18 protein-coding genes and 1 tRNA gene are annotated in these 19,469 nt (G+C 66.1%); 6 read left to right on the top strand and 13 right to left on the bottom strand.

Annotated features, from left to right (window positions below; all coding sequences use genetic code 11):
- Positions 1 to 18: 18 nt before the first annotated feature.
- Positions 19 to 852 carry a lysophospholipid acyltransferase family protein gene (locus tag Q9R30_RS13195; RefSeq protein WP_311217830.1) on the bottom strand — a complete coding sequence of 278 codons (834 nt, stop codon included), beginning with the start codon at positions 850 to 852 and terminating at the stop codon, positions 19 to 21.
- A gap of 111 nt (positions 853 to 963) precedes the next feature.
- On the opposite strand from Q9R30_RS13195, the gene Q9R30_RS13190 reads away from it, so the two are divergent.
- The 3 genes from Q9R30_RS13190 to Q9R30_RS13180 are packed head-to-tail and all read left to right on the top strand — an operon-like array spanning position 964 to position 3,123.
- Entirely contained in the window at positions 964 to 1,752 is a 789-nt protein-coding gene (locus Q9R30_RS13190; RefSeq protein WP_104997489.1) for a carboxylesterase, read from the top strand.
- The gene (locus Q9R30_RS13185; RefSeq protein ID WP_104997488.1) at positions 1,749 to 2,570 is read left to right on the top strand and encodes a carboxylesterase; all 822 of its coding nucleotides are present in this window, start codon (positions 1,749 to 1,751) and stop codon (positions 2,568 to 2,570) included. Before Q9R30_RS13190 ends, Q9R30_RS13185 begins: the two co-directional genes overlap by 4 nt.
- Positions 2,557 to 3,123, top strand: a complete 567-nt coding sequence (locus Q9R30_RS13180) for a hypothetical protein (RefSeq protein ID WP_311217829.1) — start codon at positions 2,557 to 2,559, stop codon at positions 3,121 to 3,123. Before Q9R30_RS13185 ends, Q9R30_RS13180 begins: the two co-directional genes overlap by 14 nt.
- On the opposite strand, the gene Q9R30_RS13175 is transcribed toward Q9R30_RS13180, so the two are convergent.
- Complete coding sequence (locus Q9R30_RS13175; protein ID WP_104997486.1) at positions 3,120 to 4,214, bottom strand: ROK family glucokinase; 1,095 nt, start codon at positions 4,212 to 4,214, stop codon at positions 3,120 to 3,122. The genes Q9R30_RS13180 and Q9R30_RS13175 overlap by 4 nt on opposite strands.
- A gap of 190 nt (positions 4,215 to 4,404) precedes the next feature.
- Between Q9R30_RS13175 and Q9R30_RS13170 the strand changes: the two genes are divergently transcribed.
- Positions 4,405 to 6,213: an AMP-dependent synthetase/ligase gene (locus Q9R30_RS13170; RefSeq protein ID WP_311217828.1), complete on the top strand. Its 1,809-nt coding sequence runs from the start codon at positions 4,405 to 4,407 to the stop codon at positions 6,211 to 6,213.
- Between the two features lie 103 nt (positions 6,214 to 6,316).
- Here Q9R30_RS13170 and Q9R30_RS13165 read toward each other — a convergent pair whose 3' ends face one another.
- Positions 6,317 to 9,715, bottom strand: a complete 3,399-nt coding sequence (locus Q9R30_RS13165) for a pyruvate carboxylase (RefSeq protein WP_311217827.1) — start codon at positions 9,713 to 9,715, stop codon at positions 6,317 to 6,319.
- Between the two features lie 301 nt (positions 9,716 to 10,016).
- On the opposite strand from Q9R30_RS13165, the gene Q9R30_RS13160 reads away from it, so the two are divergent.
- Positions 10,017 to 10,835 carry a ParA family protein gene (locus Q9R30_RS13160; protein WP_311217826.1) on the top strand — a complete coding sequence of 273 codons (819 nt, stop codon included), beginning with the start codon at positions 10,017 to 10,019 and terminating at the stop codon, positions 10,833 to 10,835.
- A gap of 74 nt (positions 10,836 to 10,909) precedes the next feature.
- Here Q9R30_RS13160 and Q9R30_RS13155 read toward each other — a convergent pair whose 3' ends face one another.
- The 5 genes from Q9R30_RS13155 to gcvH form a co-directional block, all read right to left on the bottom strand.
- On the bottom strand, positions 10,910 to 11,503 hold the full coding sequence (locus tag Q9R30_RS13155; protein ID WP_311217825.1) for a MerR family transcriptional regulator: 594 nt from the start codon (positions 11,501 to 11,503) through the stop codon (positions 10,910 to 10,912).
- 232 nt (positions 11,504 to 11,735) lie between these two features.
- Entirely contained in the window at positions 11,736 to 12,239 is a 504-nt protein-coding gene (locus Q9R30_RS13150; protein WP_013600629.1) for a bifunctional nuclease family protein, read from the bottom strand.
- Positions 12,239 to 12,955, bottom strand: coding sequence for a MerR family transcriptional regulator (locus Q9R30_RS13145; protein WP_104997481.1), 717 nt, complete (start codon positions 12,953 to 12,955; stop codon positions 12,239 to 12,241). The genes Q9R30_RS13150 and Q9R30_RS13145 overlap by 1 nt, the downstream gene beginning before the upstream one ends.
- Positions 12,956 to 12,978: 23 nt before the next feature.
- Positions 12,979 to 13,455, bottom strand: a complete 477-nt coding sequence (locus Q9R30_RS13140; RefSeq protein WP_104997480.1) for an FHA domain-containing protein — start codon at positions 13,453 to 13,455, stop codon at positions 12,979 to 12,981.
- Between the two features lie 157 nt (positions 13,456 to 13,612).
- The gene (gene gcvH, locus Q9R30_RS13135; protein ID WP_104997479.1) at positions 13,613 to 13,999 is read right to left on the bottom strand and encodes a glycine cleavage system protein GcvH; all 387 of its coding nucleotides are present in this window, start codon (positions 13,997 to 13,999) and stop codon (positions 13,613 to 13,615) included.
- 165 nt (positions 14,000 to 14,164) lie between these two features.
- On the opposite strand from gcvH, the gene Q9R30_RS13130 reads away from it, so the two are divergent.
- Complete coding sequence (locus tag Q9R30_RS13130) at positions 14,165 to 15,034, top strand: Fpg/Nei family DNA glycosylase (RefSeq protein WP_104997478.1); 870 nt, start codon at positions 14,165 to 14,167, stop codon at positions 15,032 to 15,034.
- A gap of 104 nt (positions 15,035 to 15,138) precedes the next feature.
- On the opposite strand, the gene Q9R30_RS13125 is transcribed toward Q9R30_RS13130, so the two are convergent.
- From Q9R30_RS13125 to Q9R30_RS13105, 5 genes are all read right to left on the bottom strand, one after another.
- Positions 15,139 to 15,215 (bottom strand) — tRNA-Pro (locus tag Q9R30_RS13125).
- 158 nt (positions 15,216 to 15,373) lie between these two features.
- Complete coding sequence (der, locus tag Q9R30_RS13120; RefSeq protein ID WP_104997477.1) at positions 15,374 to 16,924, bottom strand: ribosome biogenesis GTPase Der; 1,551 nt, start codon at positions 16,922 to 16,924, stop codon at positions 15,374 to 15,376.
- Between the two features lie 10 nt (positions 16,925 to 16,934).
- Positions 16,935 to 17,615, bottom strand: coding sequence for a 1-acyl-sn-glycerol-3-phosphate acyltransferase (locus Q9R30_RS13115; protein WP_199775400.1), 681 nt, complete (start codon positions 17,613 to 17,615; stop codon positions 16,935 to 16,937).
- Between the two features lie 31 nt (positions 17,616 to 17,646).
- A complete protein-coding gene (gene cmk, locus Q9R30_RS13110; protein WP_104997476.1) occupies positions 17,647 to 18,360 on the bottom strand; it encodes a (d)CMP kinase in 714 nt (237 codons plus the stop codon).
- Complete coding sequence (locus tag Q9R30_RS13105; protein ID WP_311217824.1) at positions 18,360 to 19,469, bottom strand: prephenate dehydrogenase; 1,110 nt, start codon at positions 19,467 to 19,469, stop codon at positions 18,360 to 18,362. The genes cmk and Q9R30_RS13105 overlap by 1 nt, the downstream gene beginning before the upstream one ends.

Genomic DNA, 19,469 nt, shown 5'->3' with positions numbered 1-19,469 from the left:
GGGGGCGTCACAACCGCTTCACCCCTTGGCGGCAGCCCCGCCGTCGTCCTCCGCGTTCAGGAGGCCTGCGGCGCCTTCTCCCGCACCGGCGTCGGCAGAGGGACTCCCGGCGCCGGCAGCATCAGGCGCCGGTGGGACCACGGGTTTTGCGGCGGCCGCGGGTTCGGAGGGCTTTGCCGCCAGCCGAAGCTTCACTACGGCGGCGTACTCATCCACGTACTCCTGCCCGGAGAGCCGCATCAGTTCGAACATGATCTGGTCCGTGACTTTCCGCTGGATATCCCGGTCCTCCGCCTGGTCCCGGTAGCGGCTGAAGTCCAGGGGCTCACCGAAGATCATGCCGATCCTGCGGATGTTCGGCAGCCGCTTGCCGATGGGCTGCACCTTGTCCGTGCCGATCATGGCCACAGGAATCACCGGAACTCCGGCCTGCAGCGCCAGCCTGGCCACGCCCACCTTGCCCCTGTAGAGCTTCGAGTCCGGGCTCCGGGTGCCTTCCGGGTAGATGCCCAGCAGGCCGCCGTGGTTGAGGACCTCCATCCCGGCACTCAGCGAGGCAGCCGATGCAGCCCCGCCGGACCGGTCCATGGGCAACTGGTTGGTCAGGCGGAAGAACAGCGCGGTCAGCCTGCCTTTGACGCCGGTCCCGGTGAAGTACTCCGATTTGGCCAGGAAGACCACGGGCCGGCGCACCATCAGCGGCATGAAAATCGAATCGGAAAACGACAAATGGTTGGAAGCGATAATGGCCGCGCCCTCCGCCGGAATATTGTCCAGCCCTTTAACCCAGGGGCGGAAAAGAAGCTTCAACACAGGACCAAGGAAAATCCGCTTCATGACCCAATAGAACACGTGAGAAACCTCTCCGGAAGGCGGCCCCCGGACCCCGCGTCGGGCCTGGCCAGCAGTTCAATGCAACCCTACTCTAGTGAGATTTGTCCGGAACAGTGACACGATGGAGGCATGAGCGAAAGCAGCACCCCTTCCCCTCCTGCCGCTTTCAGCTATCCCGGCCACGGACCCAATGCACGCACCGGTGTGGCCATCTGCCATGGCTTTACCGGCAGCCCGCTTAGCCTGCTGCCGTGGGCCGAGCACCTTGCCTCCCAGGGTTATGCGGTTACCGTTCCCTTGCTGCCGGGCCACGGAACCGACTGGCGCGAGCTGGCAAGGACCCGCTGGAGCGACTGGTACCGCAGCTTTGAGGCTGCCTACCTGGAGCTGGAAGGCCGGACCGACACAACCTTTGTCGCCGGACTCTCGATGGGCGGCGCCATAGCGCTGCTGACCGCTTCCCGGCACAACGTGGCCGGGGTGTCCGTGGTCAACCCGGGCCTGAGTTTCTACGACCGGCGGGTCCGCGTGATTGGCGTGCTGAAGTACTTCCAGCGGACAACCCTTCCTATCCAGGAGGAACAGCCGACGGCGGCAGTCACCAATGACGGCGACTATTCGCGTACTCCCCTGGCGGCAGTGCACGAGTTGAAGAAGCTTTTTGGTGCGGCCGCGCGGTGCCTGCCCAAGGTGACTGCCCCGGTCCAGGTTTTCAAGTCGCGCACGGACGCGGTGGTTCCGCCAACGTCGCTGGCACTGCTCCGAAAGGGCCTGGGCGAAAACCTTGCTGAAGTGGTGGACCTCCACAGCAGCGGACATGTGGCTACGCTGGACGTGGACGCGCCGGAGATCCATGCGAAATCCGGTGCCTTCTTCCACGCCCTCGCCCGCCAGAAGACCTCATTGGAGACGCCATGACCTCCAGCTTGGACCACAGCCCGTTCAGCAGCAGTTCCATCGGCGACGGGCCCCGCGTCGGTGTGGTCCTCTCGCATGGCTTTACCGGCAGTCCGCACGGACTGCGCGCCTGGGCACGGAGCCTGGCCGATGCCGGCTTCGCCGTCCGTATGCCGCTGCTGCCCGGCCACGGCACCAGCTGGCAGGAACTCGCCAGGACGCGGTGGCAGGAATGGCACGGAGCGTTGGACGAGGCCTATCTTGAACTGGATGCGGACTGCGACTATGTCTTTTCGGCCGGGCTGAGCATGGGCGGGGCGCTGGCGCTCCGGATTGCAGCCACCCGGCCCGTGGCCGGCGTGATCGTGGTCAACCCGGGGCTGGTCATCGATGACCCGCGCGCCCCGATCGCCGGGATCCTGAAGCTGGTGATGAAAAGTACGCCGGCCATCGCCAACGACATTCTCAAGGAAGGCATGGACGAGGGCGCCTACCCGCGGACCCCGGTTGCTGCGGCACACGAAGTCAACAAGATGTTCAAGGACACCATCAGGCTCCTCCCCCGGATCACGGCTCCGGTCAAGGCCTTCCGCTCCACGGTTGACCACGTGGTGTCCGACTCAAGCCTCGTGGCGCTCCGCCGCGGGCTGACCCATGCTCCCCTGGACCTGGTCTACCTGGAGAACAGCTACCATGTGGCAACCCTGGACAACGATGCCGACCGGATCTTCCAGGGATCCGTGGAGTTTATCCGCTCGCTTGCTTCCGGCGGGGGTCCCGGGCGTTCACCGGCAAGTGCGCCATCGACGCTGGAGGTCACGTCCCATGAACAGGCCTGACCCGGGCTCCCCTGACCAGGGCGCCAACCAGGACGACGCCGTCTGGCTGGACCTCGTGGCCCGGCTGGAAGCCGATTCCCCCGCTGGAAGCACCGGCAGCGCCACCGATCCGGGCGCTGCCACTGCGCCACGGGATGACTCGCCGTCGGGTGGACGGCCTGCCGCGTTCCGGGACTTCGACCCCTTGGGCCTGGCGGGCGCGGCACCTGCCGAGATGTCGGCGGCCGAACGGCAGGCTGCAGGGGACACAGCAGGCACAGATGCCGGCGCCGGCGCTCCAGCCGGGCCACGCGACTATGACGTGGACGGGGAAGACGGTGCGTTCGTCCCGGAGGAACCACCCAGCCTCGCCGGTACGGATCCGCTGACCATGCTTGCCTGGCTCGCCGCCGTTGGCGGACCGGTGGCGTTGCTGTTCTCAGCGATGTTCTGGCGCTCCGCGCCGCTCCTGGCAGTCGTGGGAATCGTGGCCGTGTTCGTGCTGGGAACCGTGTACCTGATCATGCAGCTTCCGCAGGAAAAGGACGAAGACGACGACGGAGCCCGCGTCTAGCGGCGCGTCCTGCTGCTGACCCGGGACAGATCGGCAGCGCCGATGAGCCCGGCACTCGGCCCCAGGGCCGCCAGCTGGATCCCGGCGGCAGGCCGGAAACCGCGGCCCGTCAGGTTGCGGGCGAAAGCTTTGCGGGCAGGTTCCACCAGCAGGTCCCCTGCCGAGCAGAGGCCGCCGCCGATGACGAAAAGTCCCGGATCCAGGGCGGCAGCAAGGTTGGCGAGTCCCAGCCCGAGCCACTCCCCTACTTCCTCGAGCAATTCACGTGATGCCGGGTCGCCCGCCAAGGCCAGTTCCGTCACTATGGCACCGGTGATCGCCTCGGTCCGCCCGTCCACAGCCGCTATCAGGTCCTGCGCCACCGGAGAGTTGGCCCGCGCCAGGATCCTTGCTTCCCGGCCCAACGCATTCCCTGACGCATACTGCTCCCAGCAGCCACGGTTTCCGCACTCGCAGCGGTGCCCGCCCGGCATGATGATCTGGTGCCCGAATTCCCCTGCCACACCGAAACGGCCGCGCTCCACCCTGCCGTCCATCACCATGGCACCCCCGATGCCGGTACCCAGCGTGATGCACACCATCCGGTCTTCCCCCTGGCCCGCACCGAAGCGCCATTCCGCCCACGCGGCGGCGTCGGCGTCGTTGGCCAAAAGCACCGGCCGGCGGAGGAGCTGCTGCAGGTTGGCCCGGAGCGGTTCATTGCGCCAGGCGAGGTGGGGGCTGAAAAGCACCGTCCCGCCGTCGAGGTCCATCCACCCTGCGGCGCCGATGCCCACGGACCAGATCCGGTGCCCCTTGCCCAATTCCTCGACCAGCTCCACGATGACCTTTTCCACTGCCCGGGGATCGCTGCCGGGAGTGGCACGCCGTGCCTCGCTGAGGATGCGGCCGTCCGCATCAACGACGCCGGCGGCCACCTTCGTACCGCCGATGTCGATGCCGATGGCGAGGCCTTTGCGGCCGAGGCGCAGGTGCTCACGGAAGCCTCCGCCGTCGTGCCGCGTCCTTGCCCTGGAAGTGGCGGGCCGGAGCCTCCAAGGGGCGGGTCTTCTCAGGGGCCCGGCCTGTTCGCCGGTGGGCGGTACGTACATAGTCCCCCATTCTAGGTGGGCATATTCCGCCGAAAGCCTGCGGCAGCCCGCTGATGCCGGGCACATGTCTTCCCGCGTCATTGACTGTAAAGTTACCCGCCAGTAACTTTATATACTGCACCGTCCCGCACCGGCGTACTAGTCTTTAGGCATACCCCCGTGCGGGACGTCGGATATCAAAGGAGCTATAGTGCGCGAATTCAGTGTTCCGCCTCTTGTTGTAGTCCCACCGGAGACCAACATCACCGATCTGGTGCTGCGGCAGGCAGCCAAGGCCAGCAACCCCGCACTCTTTTCGCGGCGCGACGACTCCGGGGCCTGGCGGGACATTTCCGCCACTGACTTCGTGGCCGACGTCCGGGCCCTGGCAAAGGGACTGATGGCCAGCGGCGTGGGTGCCGGCGACCGCGTGGGCATCATGTCCCGCACCCGGTACGAATGGTCCCTGGTGGATTTCGCAATCTGGTTCGCCGGCGCCGTTTCCGTCCCCATCTACGAAACATCCTCGCCCTCCCAGGTGGCCTGGAACCTCGGCGACTCCGGCGCGGTGGCCGCTTTCGGCGAGGCCGCCCACCATGAGGACATCATCCGCCAGGCAGTGACGGCGGAAGGCCTGGCATCCCTCCAGCACGTGTGGCAGCTGGAAGGCGCAGGACTTGACGCCCTCCGCCAAGCCGGCCGGGAGGTCAGCGATGATGATCTTGAAGCCAGGAGGAAAACAGCCACCCTGGGTGATACCGCCACCATCATCTACACGTCGGGCACAACAGGCCGGCCCAAGGGCTGCGAACTGACGCACGGCAACTTCGTTGAGCTTTCGGACAACGCACTGGCGATCATCGGCGAGATCGTCCACGAAAACGCGAAGACCATCATGTTCCTCCCCCTGGCACACGTCTTCGCCCGCTTCATCTCCGTCCTGGCCATGGCTGCCGGCACCACCGTGGCGCACACGCCGGACATCAAGAACCTCCTGGCGGACCTGCAGAGCTACGGGCCCACCTTCATCCTCGCGGTGCCGCGGGTCTTCGAAAAGGTCTACAACTCCGCCATGACCAAGGCGGAGGACGCCGGCAAGGGAGCCATCTTCCATAAGGCAGCGGATACCGCCATCGCCTTCTCCAAGGCACGGCAGGAGGGCCGCGTCGGCCTGGGCCTCAAGCTCCGCCATGCACTGTTCGACAAACTGGTCTACGGCAAGCTGCGGGCCGCGATGGGCGGCCATGTTGCCCATGCAGTGTCCGGCGGCGGCCCGCTGGGTGAGCGGCTGGGCCACTTTTTCCAGGGCATAGGGCTGCAGGTGCTTGAAGGCTACGGCCTGACGGAAACCACGGCACCCATCTCCGTGAACACCCCGTCGCTGATCAAGATCGGATCCGTGGGAAAACCCCTGCCGGGAAATGCGGTGAAGATCGCAGAAGACGGCGAGATACTGGCCAAGGGCGTGTGCGTCATGCGCGGCTACTACAAGCGGCCCGACCTCACCGGGGAAACGTTCGACGACGGGTGGTTCCGTACCGGGGACATCGGCCGGCTCGATGACGACGGCTTCGTGTGGATTACCGGCCGCAAGAAGGAGATCATCGTCACCGCCGGCGGCAAGAACGTCATCCCTGCCCTGCTTGAGGACCAGATCCGGGCCGATGCGCTGGTCTCGCAGGTGCTGGTGGTGGGCGACAACCGGCCGTTCATCGGCGCCCTGGTCACGCTGGACCAGGAAGCCCTGCCCGGCTGGCTGCAGCGCCACAACCTCCCGGCAGACACCTCCCTGGCCGATGCCGCCAAGAACCCGGTGGTCAGGGCGGCAGTCCAGGACCTGATCACCGCCGCGAATGCGTCCGTTTCCCAGGCCGAGGCCATCAAGTCCTTCCGCATCGTGCCGGCCGACTTCACCGAAGCGTCCGGGCACCTGACGCCTTCCATGAAGGTCAAGCGGGCCCAGGTCATGAAGGACTTCGAAACCGTCATCGAGGAGATGTACGCGGCACCGCGTTCCTGACACACAAGGATGAGGCGCCAAAGCCGGCGCCGACTCCGGCCCTAACAGACGAAAGGATCCTCCCCACGGGGAAGATCCTTTCGTCTGTTTAACCGGGTCCCGGCTACTGCTCGACGACCAGCAGCAGGTCCCCGCCCTCCACCTGCTCGATGGTAGAGATGGCGAGCCGGGAAACCTTGCCGGCCACCGGCGTCGTAATGGATGCTTCCATCTTCATCGCCTCGATGGTGGCTACCGTGTCACCGGCCTTGACCTCGTCGCCCTGCTTGACCGTTACAGTGACTGCACCCGCGAACGGCGCGGCCACCTGGCCGGGCTGGCCAGGGTCTGCCTTCTCGGCAGCTTTGACGTTGCTGACCACGGACTTGTCCCGGACCATGACCGGACGGGACTGGCCGTTCAGGGTGCACATCACGGTCCGCATGCCCTTTTCGTCGGGCTCGGAGACTGCTTCCAGCGAAGCAATCAGGCGCACGCCCTTCTCCAGCTGGATCTCGTGCTCAGCGCCGCGCTGCAGGCCGTAAAGGTAGTCACGGGTGTCCAGCACGGAGATGTTGCCGTAGGTCTCCACGCTCTTCAGGTAGTCCTTGGTGGGTCCGTCGAAGAGCAGCCGGTTCAGAGTGTGCTGGCGGGTCTTGGAGTCGGACTTGAGGGCAGCGCTGTCCTCGGCGCTGAGCTCCACGTCCCTGACCTTGACGCTGCGGCCCTGCAGGGCCTTGGTGCGGAAGGGCTCAGGCCAGCCTCCTGGAGGATCGCCGAGCTCGCCGGACAGGAAGCCGATCACGGAATCCGGGATGTCGTAGTTCTGCGGGTTCTCGTTGAAGTCCGCCGGGTCCGCGTTCAGGCCCACGAGGTGCAGGGCGAGGTCACCCACCACCTTGGAGGACGGCGTCACCTTGACCAGGTGGCCAAGGATGCGGTCGGCCGCGGTGTACATGTCCTCGATGGCCTCAAAGCGCTCCCCCAGCCCCAGGGCCATGGCCTGCTGGCGCAGGTTGGAGAGCTGGCCGCCGGGGATCTCGTGCTGGTAAACGCGTCCGGTGGGGCCGGGAAGGCCGGATTCGAACGGTGCGTACACGCGGCGGACCGCTTCCCAGTACGGTTCCAGCGAACTGACCGCCGCCAGGCTAAGCCCCGTGTCCCTCGGAGTGTGCGCCAGGGCTGCCACCAGGGCCGAAGCCGAAGGCTGGCTGGTGGTTCCTGCCAGCGACGCCGATGCGACGTCCACGGCGTCAACACCGGCATCCACGGCAGCCAGCAGCGTGGCCAACTGGCCTCCTGCTGTGTCGTGGGTGTGCAGGTGCACCGGCAGGTCGAAGCGTTCCCGGAGGGCTGAGACGAGTTTCGCGGCCGCTGCGGGACGGAGCAGGCCGGCCATGTCCTTGATTGCCAGGATGTGGGCGCCTGCGTCAACGATCTTCTGGGCCAGCCCCAGGTAGTAGTCAAGCGTGTAGAGCGTCTCTTCCGGGTCCAGCATGTCCCCGGTGTAGCAGAGTGCCACCTCGGCCACCGCGGTGCCGGTGGCCCGGACCGCCCGGATGGCCGGAGCCATCTGGCTGACGTCGTTCAAGGCGTCGAAGATCCGGAAGATGTCGATGCCGGTGGCGGCAGCCTCGTTGACGAAGGCTTCGGTGACCTCTTCAGGGTAGGGCGTGTAGCCCACGGTGTTGCGGCCCCGCAGCAGCATCTGCAAACACACGTTGGGGAGCGCCTTGCGCAGCGCGGCGAGGCGGTCCCAGGGGTCTTCGCCGAGGAACCGGAGCGCCACGTCATAGGTGGCCCCGCCCCAGGCTTCAACGGACAGCAGTTCCGGCAGCAGTGCGGTGACGGCCGGCCCGGCCGCCACCAGGTCGCGGGTGCGGACGCGGGTTGCCAGCAGCGACTGGTGGGCGTCCCTGAACGTGGTGTCCGTGACGGCCACCGCATTCTGTTCGCGAAGCGCCTTGGCAAAACCTTCGGGGCCCAGTTCAAGGAGCCTCTGCCGGGAGCCCGGAACGGGCTGCCTGTCCTTGACGGACGGCAGTTTGCCTGCCGGGTTGGAGTGGACCTTGAGTTCGCCGTTTGGCTTGTTGACCGTGACCTCGGCCAGCCAGGTGAGGAGCTTGGTGCCGCGGTCCGCAGAGACGCGGGCCTTGAGCAGCTGTGGCCGCTCGTCAATGAAGGAGGTGGCAACGTCCCCGGCGATGAAGTCGGGATCGTCAAGCACGGCCTGCAGGAAGGAGATATTGGTGGAGACGCCGCGGATGCGGAATTCCGCCAGGGCCCGGCGTGCACGGGCGACGGCAGACGGGTAGTCCCTGCCGCGGCAGGTGAGCTTTACGAGCATGGAATCGAAATGGGGGCTGATTTCGGCACCCGAGTAAACGGTGCCGCCGTCGAGCCTTACACCCGCCCCGCCGGCGGACCGGTAGCCGGTGATCTTTCCGACGTCCGGACGGAAGCCGTTGGCGGGGTCTTCCGTGGTGATGCGGCTCTGCAGCGCCGCGCCGCGCAGCTTTACGGTGTCCTGGGAGAGGCCGAGGTCGGCGAGTGTTTCTCCGGCGGCGATCCGCATCTGTGCCTGCACCAGGTCGACGTCGGTGACTTCCTCGGTGACCGTGTGTTCCACCTGGATGCGCGGGTTCATCTCGATGAAGACGTGCTGGCCGGCGCGCTCCCCGACCGTGTCCACAAGGAACTCCACCGTGCCGGCGTTGACGTAGTTCAGGGCCTTGGCGAACTTGACGGCATCCCGGTACAGCGCCTGCCGGATGCCCTCGTCGAGGTTGGGGGCCGGTGCGATCTCGATGACCTTCTGGTGGCGCCGCTGGATGGAGCAGTCGCGTTCGAAGAGGTGCATGACATTGCCCTGGGCATCGGCCAGGATCTGGACCTCGATGTGCCGCGGGCGCAGCACGGCCTGCTCCAGGAACATGGTGGGGTCGCCAAAGGCGGCATCGGCCTCGCGCATGGCTGACTGCAGGGCTTCGGGCAGGGCCTCGCGGGTGTCCACCCGGCGCATGCCGCGGCCGCCGCCGCCGGCCACAGCCTTGGCGAAGATGGGGAACCCGATCTCGTCGGCTGCAGCGATCAGTTCGTCCAGGTCCTTGGAGGGCGCGCTGGACTTCAGGACGGGAACGCCGGCGTCGCGGGCTGCCTTCAGCGCCGCCACCTTGTTGCCCGCGAGTTCGAGGACCTCAGCAGGCGGACCAACAAAGGTGATGCCCGCGGCCTTCGCCGCCCGGGCGAGGTCCGGGTTCTCGGAAAGGAACCCGTAGCCCGGGTAGATGGCGTCCGCACCGGACTCCTTTGCTACCCGCACTACTTCTTCTACGTCCAGGTAAGCCCGGACGGGGTGGCCCTCTTCGCCAATCAGGTAGGCCTCGTCCGCTTTCTGGCGGTGGATCGAGTTTCTGTCCTCATGGGGGAAAACGGCAACAGTCTTGGCGCCCAGCTCGTAGCCGGCGCGGAAGGCCCTGATCGCGATTTCGCCGCGGTTGGCCACCAGAACTTTGGAAAACATACTTCTCCTGCATCATTGCGGGTGGATCGGTGAGTGGTCACAGTGTCTAGGACCTACAACGACAAACACAAATCTTTGTGGCCACCATCACTAATTTCCCCGTCATGTCCCGAAGCCTTCTGCCGGCTCGGGCGGAAACCGCCCCAGCAGCACAGTCGGTGCCATGCCGACGCCCCAGAAAGCAGGATTCGCCGGCGCATCAACATATGATGTGTAGGGCGGCAGGACCGTCCGGCTTCGGCACTGCCGGAGCAAACATTACCCCCAACACGGCATCCGGCGTTAGGTTTTGGTCTCTCAAGTGCAAGTAGTCAGCATCAGCAGCCTTAAGGGTGGAGTCGGCAAGACTTCCGTCACCACAGGATTGGCGTCTGCGGCGCTGGCCGCGGGCATCAGCACGCTGGTGGTGGACCTTGATCCCCACGCCGATGCCACCACTGCATTGGGAGTCCAGCCCGGCGACCAGCTGGATATCGGCAGGATGCTCAAGAGTCCCCGCCGGGCAAAGCTGTCCGAAAACGTGGTGCGCAGCAGCTGGACGGCCAAGGCACAGTCCAACGGCTCCGGTCCCGCCGTACTGGACGTCGCCGTCGGCTCTGCCTACACCGGCATCTACGACCGGCCGGACCTGGGCCGCCGGGACCTGCGCAGGCTCTCCTCCGTCCTGGCTACCGGGGACGACTACCAGCTTGTCCTGGTGGACTGCCCGCCGTCCCTGAACGGCCTGACCAGGATGGCTTGGTCCGCCAGCGACAAGGTCGCACTCGTTGCCGAGCCCGGCCTGTTCTCGGTGGCCGGCACAGAGCGGACCATGCGGGCCATCCAGCTTTTCCGCCAGGAGTTCGCCCCCAGCCTCTCCCCGGCAGGCATCGTGGCCAACCGGGTGCGGTCCGGCTCCTCTGAACACGCGTACCGGCTTGCAGAGATGGAGTCCATGTTCGGAGAACTCCTCCTGAGCCCGCGGATTCCGGAACAGGCCAACTGGCAGCAGATCCAGGGCGCCGCGCACCCCGTGCACCACTGGCCCGGTGATTCCGCGAAGTCCGCTGCGGCGCTGTTCGATGAGCTGCTGGCCAACCTGATGGCCGCGGGCAGCGGCCTGCGCAGCCGCGCCAGGTAGGGCAGCCCGCAGGAAACCGAATTAACAGGCAAGGGGCCGCCCTCCGGATGGAGAGCGGCCCCTTGTTCAAAGTTTCAGCTGATCTTCCGCGCTGCCCTGCGCTTGCTCAGTTCGTCATCCGGAAAGGTCTGCTCTGCGGCATGCTCGCTGGGAAGCGAGGCCAGGCTGCCCTCCACCTCTCGCCAGACCCGTCCGACGGCAATCCCGAACACACCTTGCCCGCCTTGGACGAGGTCGATGACCTCATCCGCGGAGGTGCACTCGTAGACACTCGCGCCATCGCTCATCAGCGTGATCTGGGCGAGGTCTTCGACGCCGCGTTCCCGCAGGTGTTCCACGGCGGTACGGATTTGCTGCAGCGATACCCCGGTGTCCAGGAGCCTCTTGACGACTTTGAGGACCAGGATGTCGCGGAAGCCGTAGAGTCGCTGGGAGCCGGAGCCGGCGGCGCCGCGGACCGCGGGCTCCACCAGGCCGGTGCGTGCCCAGTAGTCGAGCTGGCGGTACGTGATGCCGGCCGCCTTGCAGGCAGTGGGTCCGCGGTAGCCCGCGTCCTCATCCAGCACAGGAAGGTCTTCGGTAAACAGGAGGCCCTGGGCACCGCTCGCCGGCACAGCAACACCAGCCGTGGGCTGCTTCAGCCCACCTGCTTCACCTTTGGGACTCACCTGGATCCTCCTTGTCATACGCTCCCGGGGAAGCTGCTGCAGCAGCAGTGCATGAAGACCATGCATGTAATTTTCGCGGGGCGCACTTTCCAGTGTGACTTGCGCGGCTGCCGTAAGCAATGGGAACTCGATACTTCGACGTTAGGCCCGGGGGCTCGCAAGGTCAAAGACCCTGCAGGGTTTATCGGGGCGTGTCGAAAGTTTCACCCTCAACTTTAACCTTAACGTGACCTTAGCCGTCGAAATCCTCAGGTTCAACGTCGTCCAGGAACTCCCGGAACCGGCGCAGTTCGCGCTCTTCATCAACGGTGGGACCGGGCTCGGTGTCCTCGCCCTCGTCGTGTTCCGTGATGCGAACCCCGGCCTCGTCCATTACCGAGTCGGCGCACCAAATCCTGCACTTTGCGCGCAGGGCTATGGCCAGTGCGTCCGAAGCCCGGGAACTGACTGTTGTCCCGTTCTCGAACTGCAACTGGCCGTAGAAGATGTTGTCCTCCACCGCCACGATGTTCACGCTGACCACCGAGTGCCCCAGCGACTCCACGACGTCCACCAAGAGGTCGTGGGTCATGGGGCGCGGCGGGACCACGCCCTGCTGGGCAAGGGCGATGGCACTGGCTTCAGGCGTCCCGATCCATATGGGGACATGCCGTTCCCCGTGCATCTCCCGAAGCAGGACCAGGGGCTGGTTGGAAGGCAGTTCGATCCGAACGCCCACAATCTCGACTTCAATCATCAGATGTCCATGCGTGAGATATGGTCCTGCACCAGGGCACGGTGCAGGGTGAGGCAGAGGTCGCTGATTTCACGGGCGGCCTCAGCTGCCCGCGCCTGGGACGCGGAGTCCTTGCGGGACGCCAACGGCGCCACGACGCGCTCCACCAGGCCAAACTCCCGTTCCGCAGCCGCCTGGAAGGGGCGGAGGTGGCGGGGCTCAAGCCCGTGGCTTTCCAGTTGGACGCAGGCCCGCGCCACCTGGAGGGCGTGCTCATCGAACTGGCCATTGCTGTGGCTGATCAGGCCGAAACTCAGGAGGGACTGCAGCAGCGGCACGCTGGCACCGGATTCCGTGCGGAGCTGCTCTTCCGTAAGCTTGCGCCCCCGGTTCTGCAGTTCGGCCGCCAGCTCATCCGAGACGATGCGCGGGGACACCACGACGCCGGGCGGGAGGTTCTCGGGGCGCTCCCCCCGGTCGATGGCGTCGAGGTAGTCCTTGATGACCTTCAGGGGAAGGTACTGGTCCCGCTGCAGGGCCAGGACGAACCGCAGCCGCTCCACATCGCCGTCCGAGTACTGGCGGTAGCCCGCCGGCGTACGGCGCGGGTTGATCAGCCCTTTTTCCTCAAGGAACCTGATCTTGGACGCAGTCATGCCGGGGAAGTCCCCGCTGAGCTGTGCGAGGACTTCCCCAATGTTGAGGACCTGGGGTCCCCGGCGTTCCGGTTGTGCCATTGCCACAGGCAGTGGTCCCCGGTTCAGCCGCGGCCTGCAGCGTTGGCAGGGCTCAGGTAGAAGGTGAGGCGGAATTTGCCGATCTGGACTTCGCTGCCGGACTTGAGCTCCACGCTGTCCACGCGGTCGTGGTTGACGTAGGTGCCGTTCAGGCTGTTTTTGTCCACCACCTCGAAACTCCGTGCGGTGCGCCGGAACTCAACATGGCGGCGGGAAACGGTGACGTCGTCCAGGAAGATGTCCGCATCCGGGTGGCGTCCTGCCGTGGTGACATCGGAATCAAGCAGGAAGCGGGCGCCGGCGTTGGGGCCGCTGTGCGCAACCAGCAATGCTGACCCAGCCGGCAGCGCCTCAACCGAGCTGCGCTCATCGGACGAGAGTTTGGGGGCAATCGTGGGCTCATCCCTCACCGGGGTGAGATGGATTGAAGTGGTCTCCGACGCCCTGGCCGCACCCGAGCCGTGTTCCCCGTCGGCAGGGTTCTGTGTGTGGCCAGCCATGGACTCCTCCTCTTCCCGTTGCAGCCCTCAGGCCTGCAACCAACATCTGCCCTCCGGACCTGCAACGCAAGCCCGGTCCCGGCCCGCCGATCCGGCCGCTGACGTGCGAAGACGTTCTGCCTTCACGGCGGGGCCGGACCGGAATTACCGGTTAGCTTTAGCCTACCTGTTGTTCGTACTCCGATGCACTGAGCAATGATTCAACGGCGTCGGCTTCGGCGAGCTTGATCTCAATCAGCCACCCGTCACCGTAGGGATCTGTGTTGATAAGCGCGGAATCAGTGTCCAGTGACTCGTTGCGGGCCACGACTTCACCGGTTACGGGTGCATAGATGTCGCTGACGCTCTTGGTGGACTCCACCTCGCCCACAACATCGTTCGCCGTAATCTTGGTGCCAACTTCAGGCATCTGGGCATAGACAACATCCCCGAGCGCGTCCTGGGCAAAGTCGGTGATGCCTACCCGGACCACGCCGTCGGCATTGGGGGCGGTGACCCACTCGTGTTCGGCTGTGTAGGACAGATCTTCGGGAATGTTGCTCATCAGGGGCCTTTCATCGGGTCGAACACCAATGTCAACGGGGCCCGGAACGGGCCGCCGCTGAAAGTATAGGCACAACTGCCCGGGCGTTCGCCGGGGTTTCTGCCAAGATGGGACGCATGAGCGCATGCACAGCCGGGCGTCCACGTCAGGGAAGGCAGGTAGCGGATGCCTGAGCTGCCCGAGGTCGCCGGCCTTGCCGGGTTCCTGGATGAGCACCTGCAGGGAGCGGTCGTGTCTAAAGTGCAGATCGTTTCCTTCGCCGTCCTGAAGACTGCCGATCCCCCGTTCAGCGCCCTCGAGGGCAGGACCGTCACGGGCGTCCGGCGTTTCGGCAAGTTCATCAGTATCGACACCGGCGGCATCTCCTTCGTCTTTCACCTGGCCAGGGCCGGCTGGGTCCGCTTCACGGACTCCCCCACCGAGGCCCAGCTGAAAATGGGCAAGGGGCACATCGCCGCCCGCCTTGCCTTCACCGGCCCCGGGGGTCCCCGCGGCTTTGACCTCACCGAGGCCGGCACCAAGAAGAGCCTGGCGGTCTACGTGGTCCGGGATCCGCAGGAAGTGCCGGGCATCGCCTCGCTGGGACCGGACCCCTTCGCTGAGGCGTTCGACGCCGACATGCTGGCGGAGATCCTTGCCGGCAGTTCCCAGCAGGTCAAGGGCCTCCTGCGGAACCAGGGCGTCATCGCCGGCATTGGAAACGCCTACAGCGACGAGATCCTGCATGCGGCAAGGATTTCCCCCTTTGCCACGGCCAAGTCCCTGGACCGCGGAAGCGTCCAGGTCCTGTACGACGCCATCCACACCATCCTGGGCACGGCGATGGCCGAGGCTCAGGGCAAGCCGCCGAAGGACCTGAAGGACGTCAAACGGAGCCACATGCGCGTCCATGCCCGGACCGGGCAGCCCTGCCCCGTGTGCGGGGACACCGTCCGGGAGGTTTCCTTCGCCGATACCGCCCTGCAGTACTGCCCCACTTGCCAGACCAAGGGCAAGATCCTGGCTGACCGCAGGACCTCGAAGTTCCTCAAGTAGGAAAACATAAGGTCTCGGCACGGGCTTCTTGCGGGAGGCTGATCAGCGCCGGTTAAACACCAGAGGCCGCCTCCGGATTTCTCCGAAGGCGGCCTCTGGTGTTTTGGTCGGGCTGACAGGATTTGAACCTGCGACCCCTTGACCCCCAGTCAAGTGCGCTACCAAGCTGCGCTACAGCCCGCTGGTTCCGCCGTTCTCCGCTGTGCCAAATCCACGAATCGCTTCGAGGATTTCACCAGCAGTCCGGCCGAACCACCTAGAAGAGCTTACACGATTCCGGAGGGTGCCAGTGACACTTTCCGGCTTCCGGCGCTCCGCGTGTTGCGGAGATCACCGGAATCAACGCTTCTTGCCGCGCTTTTCCCGCACGCGCATGCTGACCTCGATAGGGGTGCCCTCGAAGCCGAAGGTTTCCCGGAGGCGGCGGGTGATGAAGCGGCGGTATCCGGGGTCCAGGAATCCGGTGGTGAACAGCACGAACTTCGGCGGCCTGCTGGACGCCTGGGTGCCGAAGAGGATGCGCGGCTGCTTGCCGCCGCGGACGGGGTGCGGATGCGCTGCAACGAGTTCGCCGAGGAAGGCGTTCAGGCGGCCGGTGGCGATGCGCTTGTCCCAGTTCTCCAGTGCCAGGTCCAGGGCAGGAACCAGGCGGTCCTTGTGCCACCCGGTCTTGGCCGAGATGTTCACCCGGGGCGCCCAGTTCACGTGGGCCAGGTCCTGCTCGATCTCACGTTCCAGGTAGCGCCGGCGTTCGTCGTCGAGCAGGTCCCACTTGTTGAACGCCAGCACCAGGGCACGGCCGGACTCAATGGCGAGTTGCAGGATCCGGACGTCCTGCTCGCTGAGGACCTCATCCACGGCGAGGAGCACGACGGCGACCTCCGCCTTTTCGAGTGCGGCCTGGGTCCGCAGGGAGGCGTAGAAGTCCGCCCCCTGCGCCATGTGCTGGCGGCGGCGGATGCCTGCCGTGTCCACGAAGCGCCACGTCCGGCCGCCGAGCTCGATGAACTCGTCCACGGGGTCGCGGGTGGTTCCGGCGGTGTTGTCCACCACTACGCGCTCGGTACCCGCCAGCTTGTTCAGCAGCGAGGACTTGCCCACGTTGGGGCGCCCGATCAGGGCAATGCGCCGCGGGCCGCCGGAACGGTCGGTTCCCTCAATGGTGGAGAACTCCGGGAGCACGTCCATCACGTGGTCCAGCAGGTCCGCAACTCCGCGGCCGTGCAGCGCCGACACCGGGTAGGGCTCGCCAAAGCCCAGGCCCCACAGGGTGGCCGAGTCCGCCTCCTGCGCAAAGTCGTCCACCTTGTTGGCCACCATGATGACCGGCTTCTTGCTGCGGCGGAGCATCTTCATGACGCCTTCATCGGTGGCCGTTGCCCCCACTGCGGAGTCCACCACGAAGAGCACGGCGTCCGCGAGTTCAACGGCCATCTCGGCCTGCTCCGCCACGCGGGCGTGGATGCCGCGGGCATCGTGCTCCCAACCGCCGGTGTCCACCAGGGTGAAGTTGCGGCCGTTCCAGCTGGCGGAGTACATGACGCGGTCGCGGGTGACACCGGGGGTGTCTTCAACCACTGCTTCACGTCGGCCCAGGATACGGTTCACCAGGGTTGACTTGCCCACGTTGGGGCGTCCGATGATGGCCAGGACGGGATCAAGCTTGACCGGGCCGTCGAAGTCCTCGTCGCCGTACTCGCCGCTGAGGAGTGCGGCGTCTTCCTCGTCGAGGTCATAGTCCTCCAGGCCCGCCCGGAGGGACGCGGCGCGGAGCTCTGCCTCGTCGTCGTCAATGGCAGCCAGCCGTTCGGCCACCTGGTCCGTGCCCGTGGGCGTGTATTCGTCTTCGCCGGCGCCGGGGTGGCCGGGAGTTTGAGTCGTATCGCTCATTGCACTGTCCTTAGTGGTCATCTGCCGGCGTCCCGGCTACTGCTGTTAAGTCTTTATGGGCATCTGCCGTGGGCAGGGGCTGCCCGCTGAGTTGGATGGAATCCTGGACGTGCCCAGCCAGCGCAGCGCGGATTTCCAGCGCCGCCCTGTCCATTGAAGCACGCCCGCTTTCCCCGGCCCTGCGGCCAAGGGTGAGGGCATTTCCGAAGCTGACGTGGAAACGCCTGCCCGGCCGGGGCACGGAATCAAGGTGTTCGTCGCCTTTGCGCGTACCCAGGATGGCCACCGGAACCACCGGGGCTCCGGAGTTCAGCGCCAGCCAGGCGACGCCGCCGTTAATGTCCGCAGCCGCCCCGCTCCCCCGGGTACCTTCGGGAAGGATCCCTACGCACCGTCCGGCGTCGAGCACTTCCTTGCAGCGCTGCAGTGCCGCGCGGTCGCCCCGCCGGTCCACCGGCAACTGGCCGGAGGCGTGGAGCACCCGGCCAAGGAATCCCTGGAACATTTCCTGCTTGACCAGGATGTGCATGGGCCGTGGCGAGGCACCGAACATGACCGGCCCGTCCAGGAAGCTGATGTGGTTCGCGGCGAAAATCACCGGGCCTCCGGTAGGCACGTTGTCCTTGCCTGTGACTGTGGTCCGGTACACCAGATGGTCGAGGATCCAGCCCACCGGCCTGCTCCACGTCATGGTCAGCCCGGACGGGACACCCCGCTTGCCGTCAGTCACGGTTGAGGGCCTTCGTGACGATCACCAGGGCCGCTGCGACGGTCTGCTCGAAGTCGAGGTCCGATGAGTCCAGCGTGACAACCCCGGAGGCCGCCTTCGTGAAGTTCACCACCGTGGAATCCTTCGCGTCGCGGTGGGTCACCTGGGCCGCCAGCTGCTCGGCGTCCTGGGTGCCGCCGAGCTGCATCCCCCGCCGGCGCAGCCGTGCTTCCTCGCTGGCTGTCAGCAGCATGCGGACTTCTGCCCCGGGCGCGACGACGGTGGTGATGTCCCTGCCTTCCACCACCATGCGGCGGTGGTGCTTTTCGATCAGTTCCCGCTGGCGGCGGATGAGCTCAGTCCGGGCGCCGAGGGTGGTGGCCACAGCGCTGACGGCGGAAGAGATTGCCGGTTCGCGGATGGCGTCCGTGACGTCCACGCCATCCACGCGGACGTAGTCGTCCTGCGGGCTGGTGCTCAGTTCCAGTACCAGGTCCCGGGCGGCCTGCTCCACGGCTGCGGCGTCACCGAGGTCAATACCCCTGTTAACGCAATCCCAGGTCAGGGCGCGGTACATCGCGCCGGTGTCCAGGTAGGCGAGCCGGAGCCTGCGGGCCACTTCCTTGCTGACGCTGGACTTGCCGGAACCGGAGGGGCCATCAATGGCCACCACGAGCGGCCGTCCGATGCGCAGCGCGGGCATGGTGTCGAGAAGTTCCTGTGTCATTACTGAAGTACCCGCCATCCGCGGTCGTTTAGTGCTTCGATCAGGTGGTCGTGCTTGTTCGGCAACACGGATATTTCCACCATACCCACGTTTTGGCCGGACGAGTGGTCAAGGCGGAGGTCCTCCAGGTTGACGCCGATCTCCCCGATTTCGGTGAGGAGCCGGGCAATTTGACCCGGTTTGTCGTCCACCAGGACGGTCAGCCAGGAGTATGCCTGCGGCGGTCCGCCATGCTTGCCCGGAATGCGTGCCTGGCCTGCATTGCCTTCGCTCATGAGCTGGGCGAGGTCCAGCCGCGCTCCCGGGGCTGCGGGCTGTTCCAGGGTGCCGATCAGCCGGTTAAGGTCATCGCGGACGCCGTACAGGATGTCCACCACCTTCGCCGCGTTGCCGCCAAGGATCTGGACCCAGAGGGCGGGATCGCTGGCAGCAATACGGGTGACGTCGCGGAGGCCGTTGCCGGCCAGGGACAGTGCGTGCAGGGGTGTGCCCTGCAATCGGCTCGCCACCAGAGACGACATCACCTGGGGCAGGTGCGAGACCAGGGCCACGGCTTCGTCATGTTCTTCGGCCGTGAACCGGGAGACGACCGCGCCCAGGTCTGCGGCCAGGGAACGGGCCGTCTGGAGGGCGGCGCCGGAGGTCTCCTCCGAAGGACACACCACCCACGGCATCGAGGTAAACAGCTCCCCCCGCGCAGCTACGGGACCTGACTTTTCCCGCCCGGCCATGGGGTGGGTTCCCACGTAGCGGGACAGGTCAACCCCGCGGCGGCGCAGCTGGGCCAGGATCTCCGCCTTCACGCTGGCGATGTCCACCACAACCGAGTCAGGGTATTCGGACAGGGCTTCTGCCACGACGTCGGCCGTGACGTCCGGCGGTGCGGCAACCACCACGAGCTGCGGAACCCTGCCGCCCAGTTCAGCCAGTGGCCGGCCCGCCCCGATATCCACGGCCACCGCCTGGTTGGTGGGTGAGGGGTCGGACAAGAACACCGGCACGCCGCGCCCGCGCAGCCCCAGCCCGATGCTGGTGCCCAGCAGTCCGGTCCCAAGGACCACGACCGGACCGTCCAGGTGCCCGCGGCCCTGGCTGTGGAAAGCGGACAT

The sequence above is a fragment of the Arthrobacter sp. AB6 genome (assembly GCF_031844545.1).
Lineage (GTDB): Bacteria > Actinomycetota > Actinomycetes > Actinomycetales > Micrococcaceae > Arthrobacter.
This window is presented reverse-complemented; position numbering and strand designations above follow the sequence as displayed.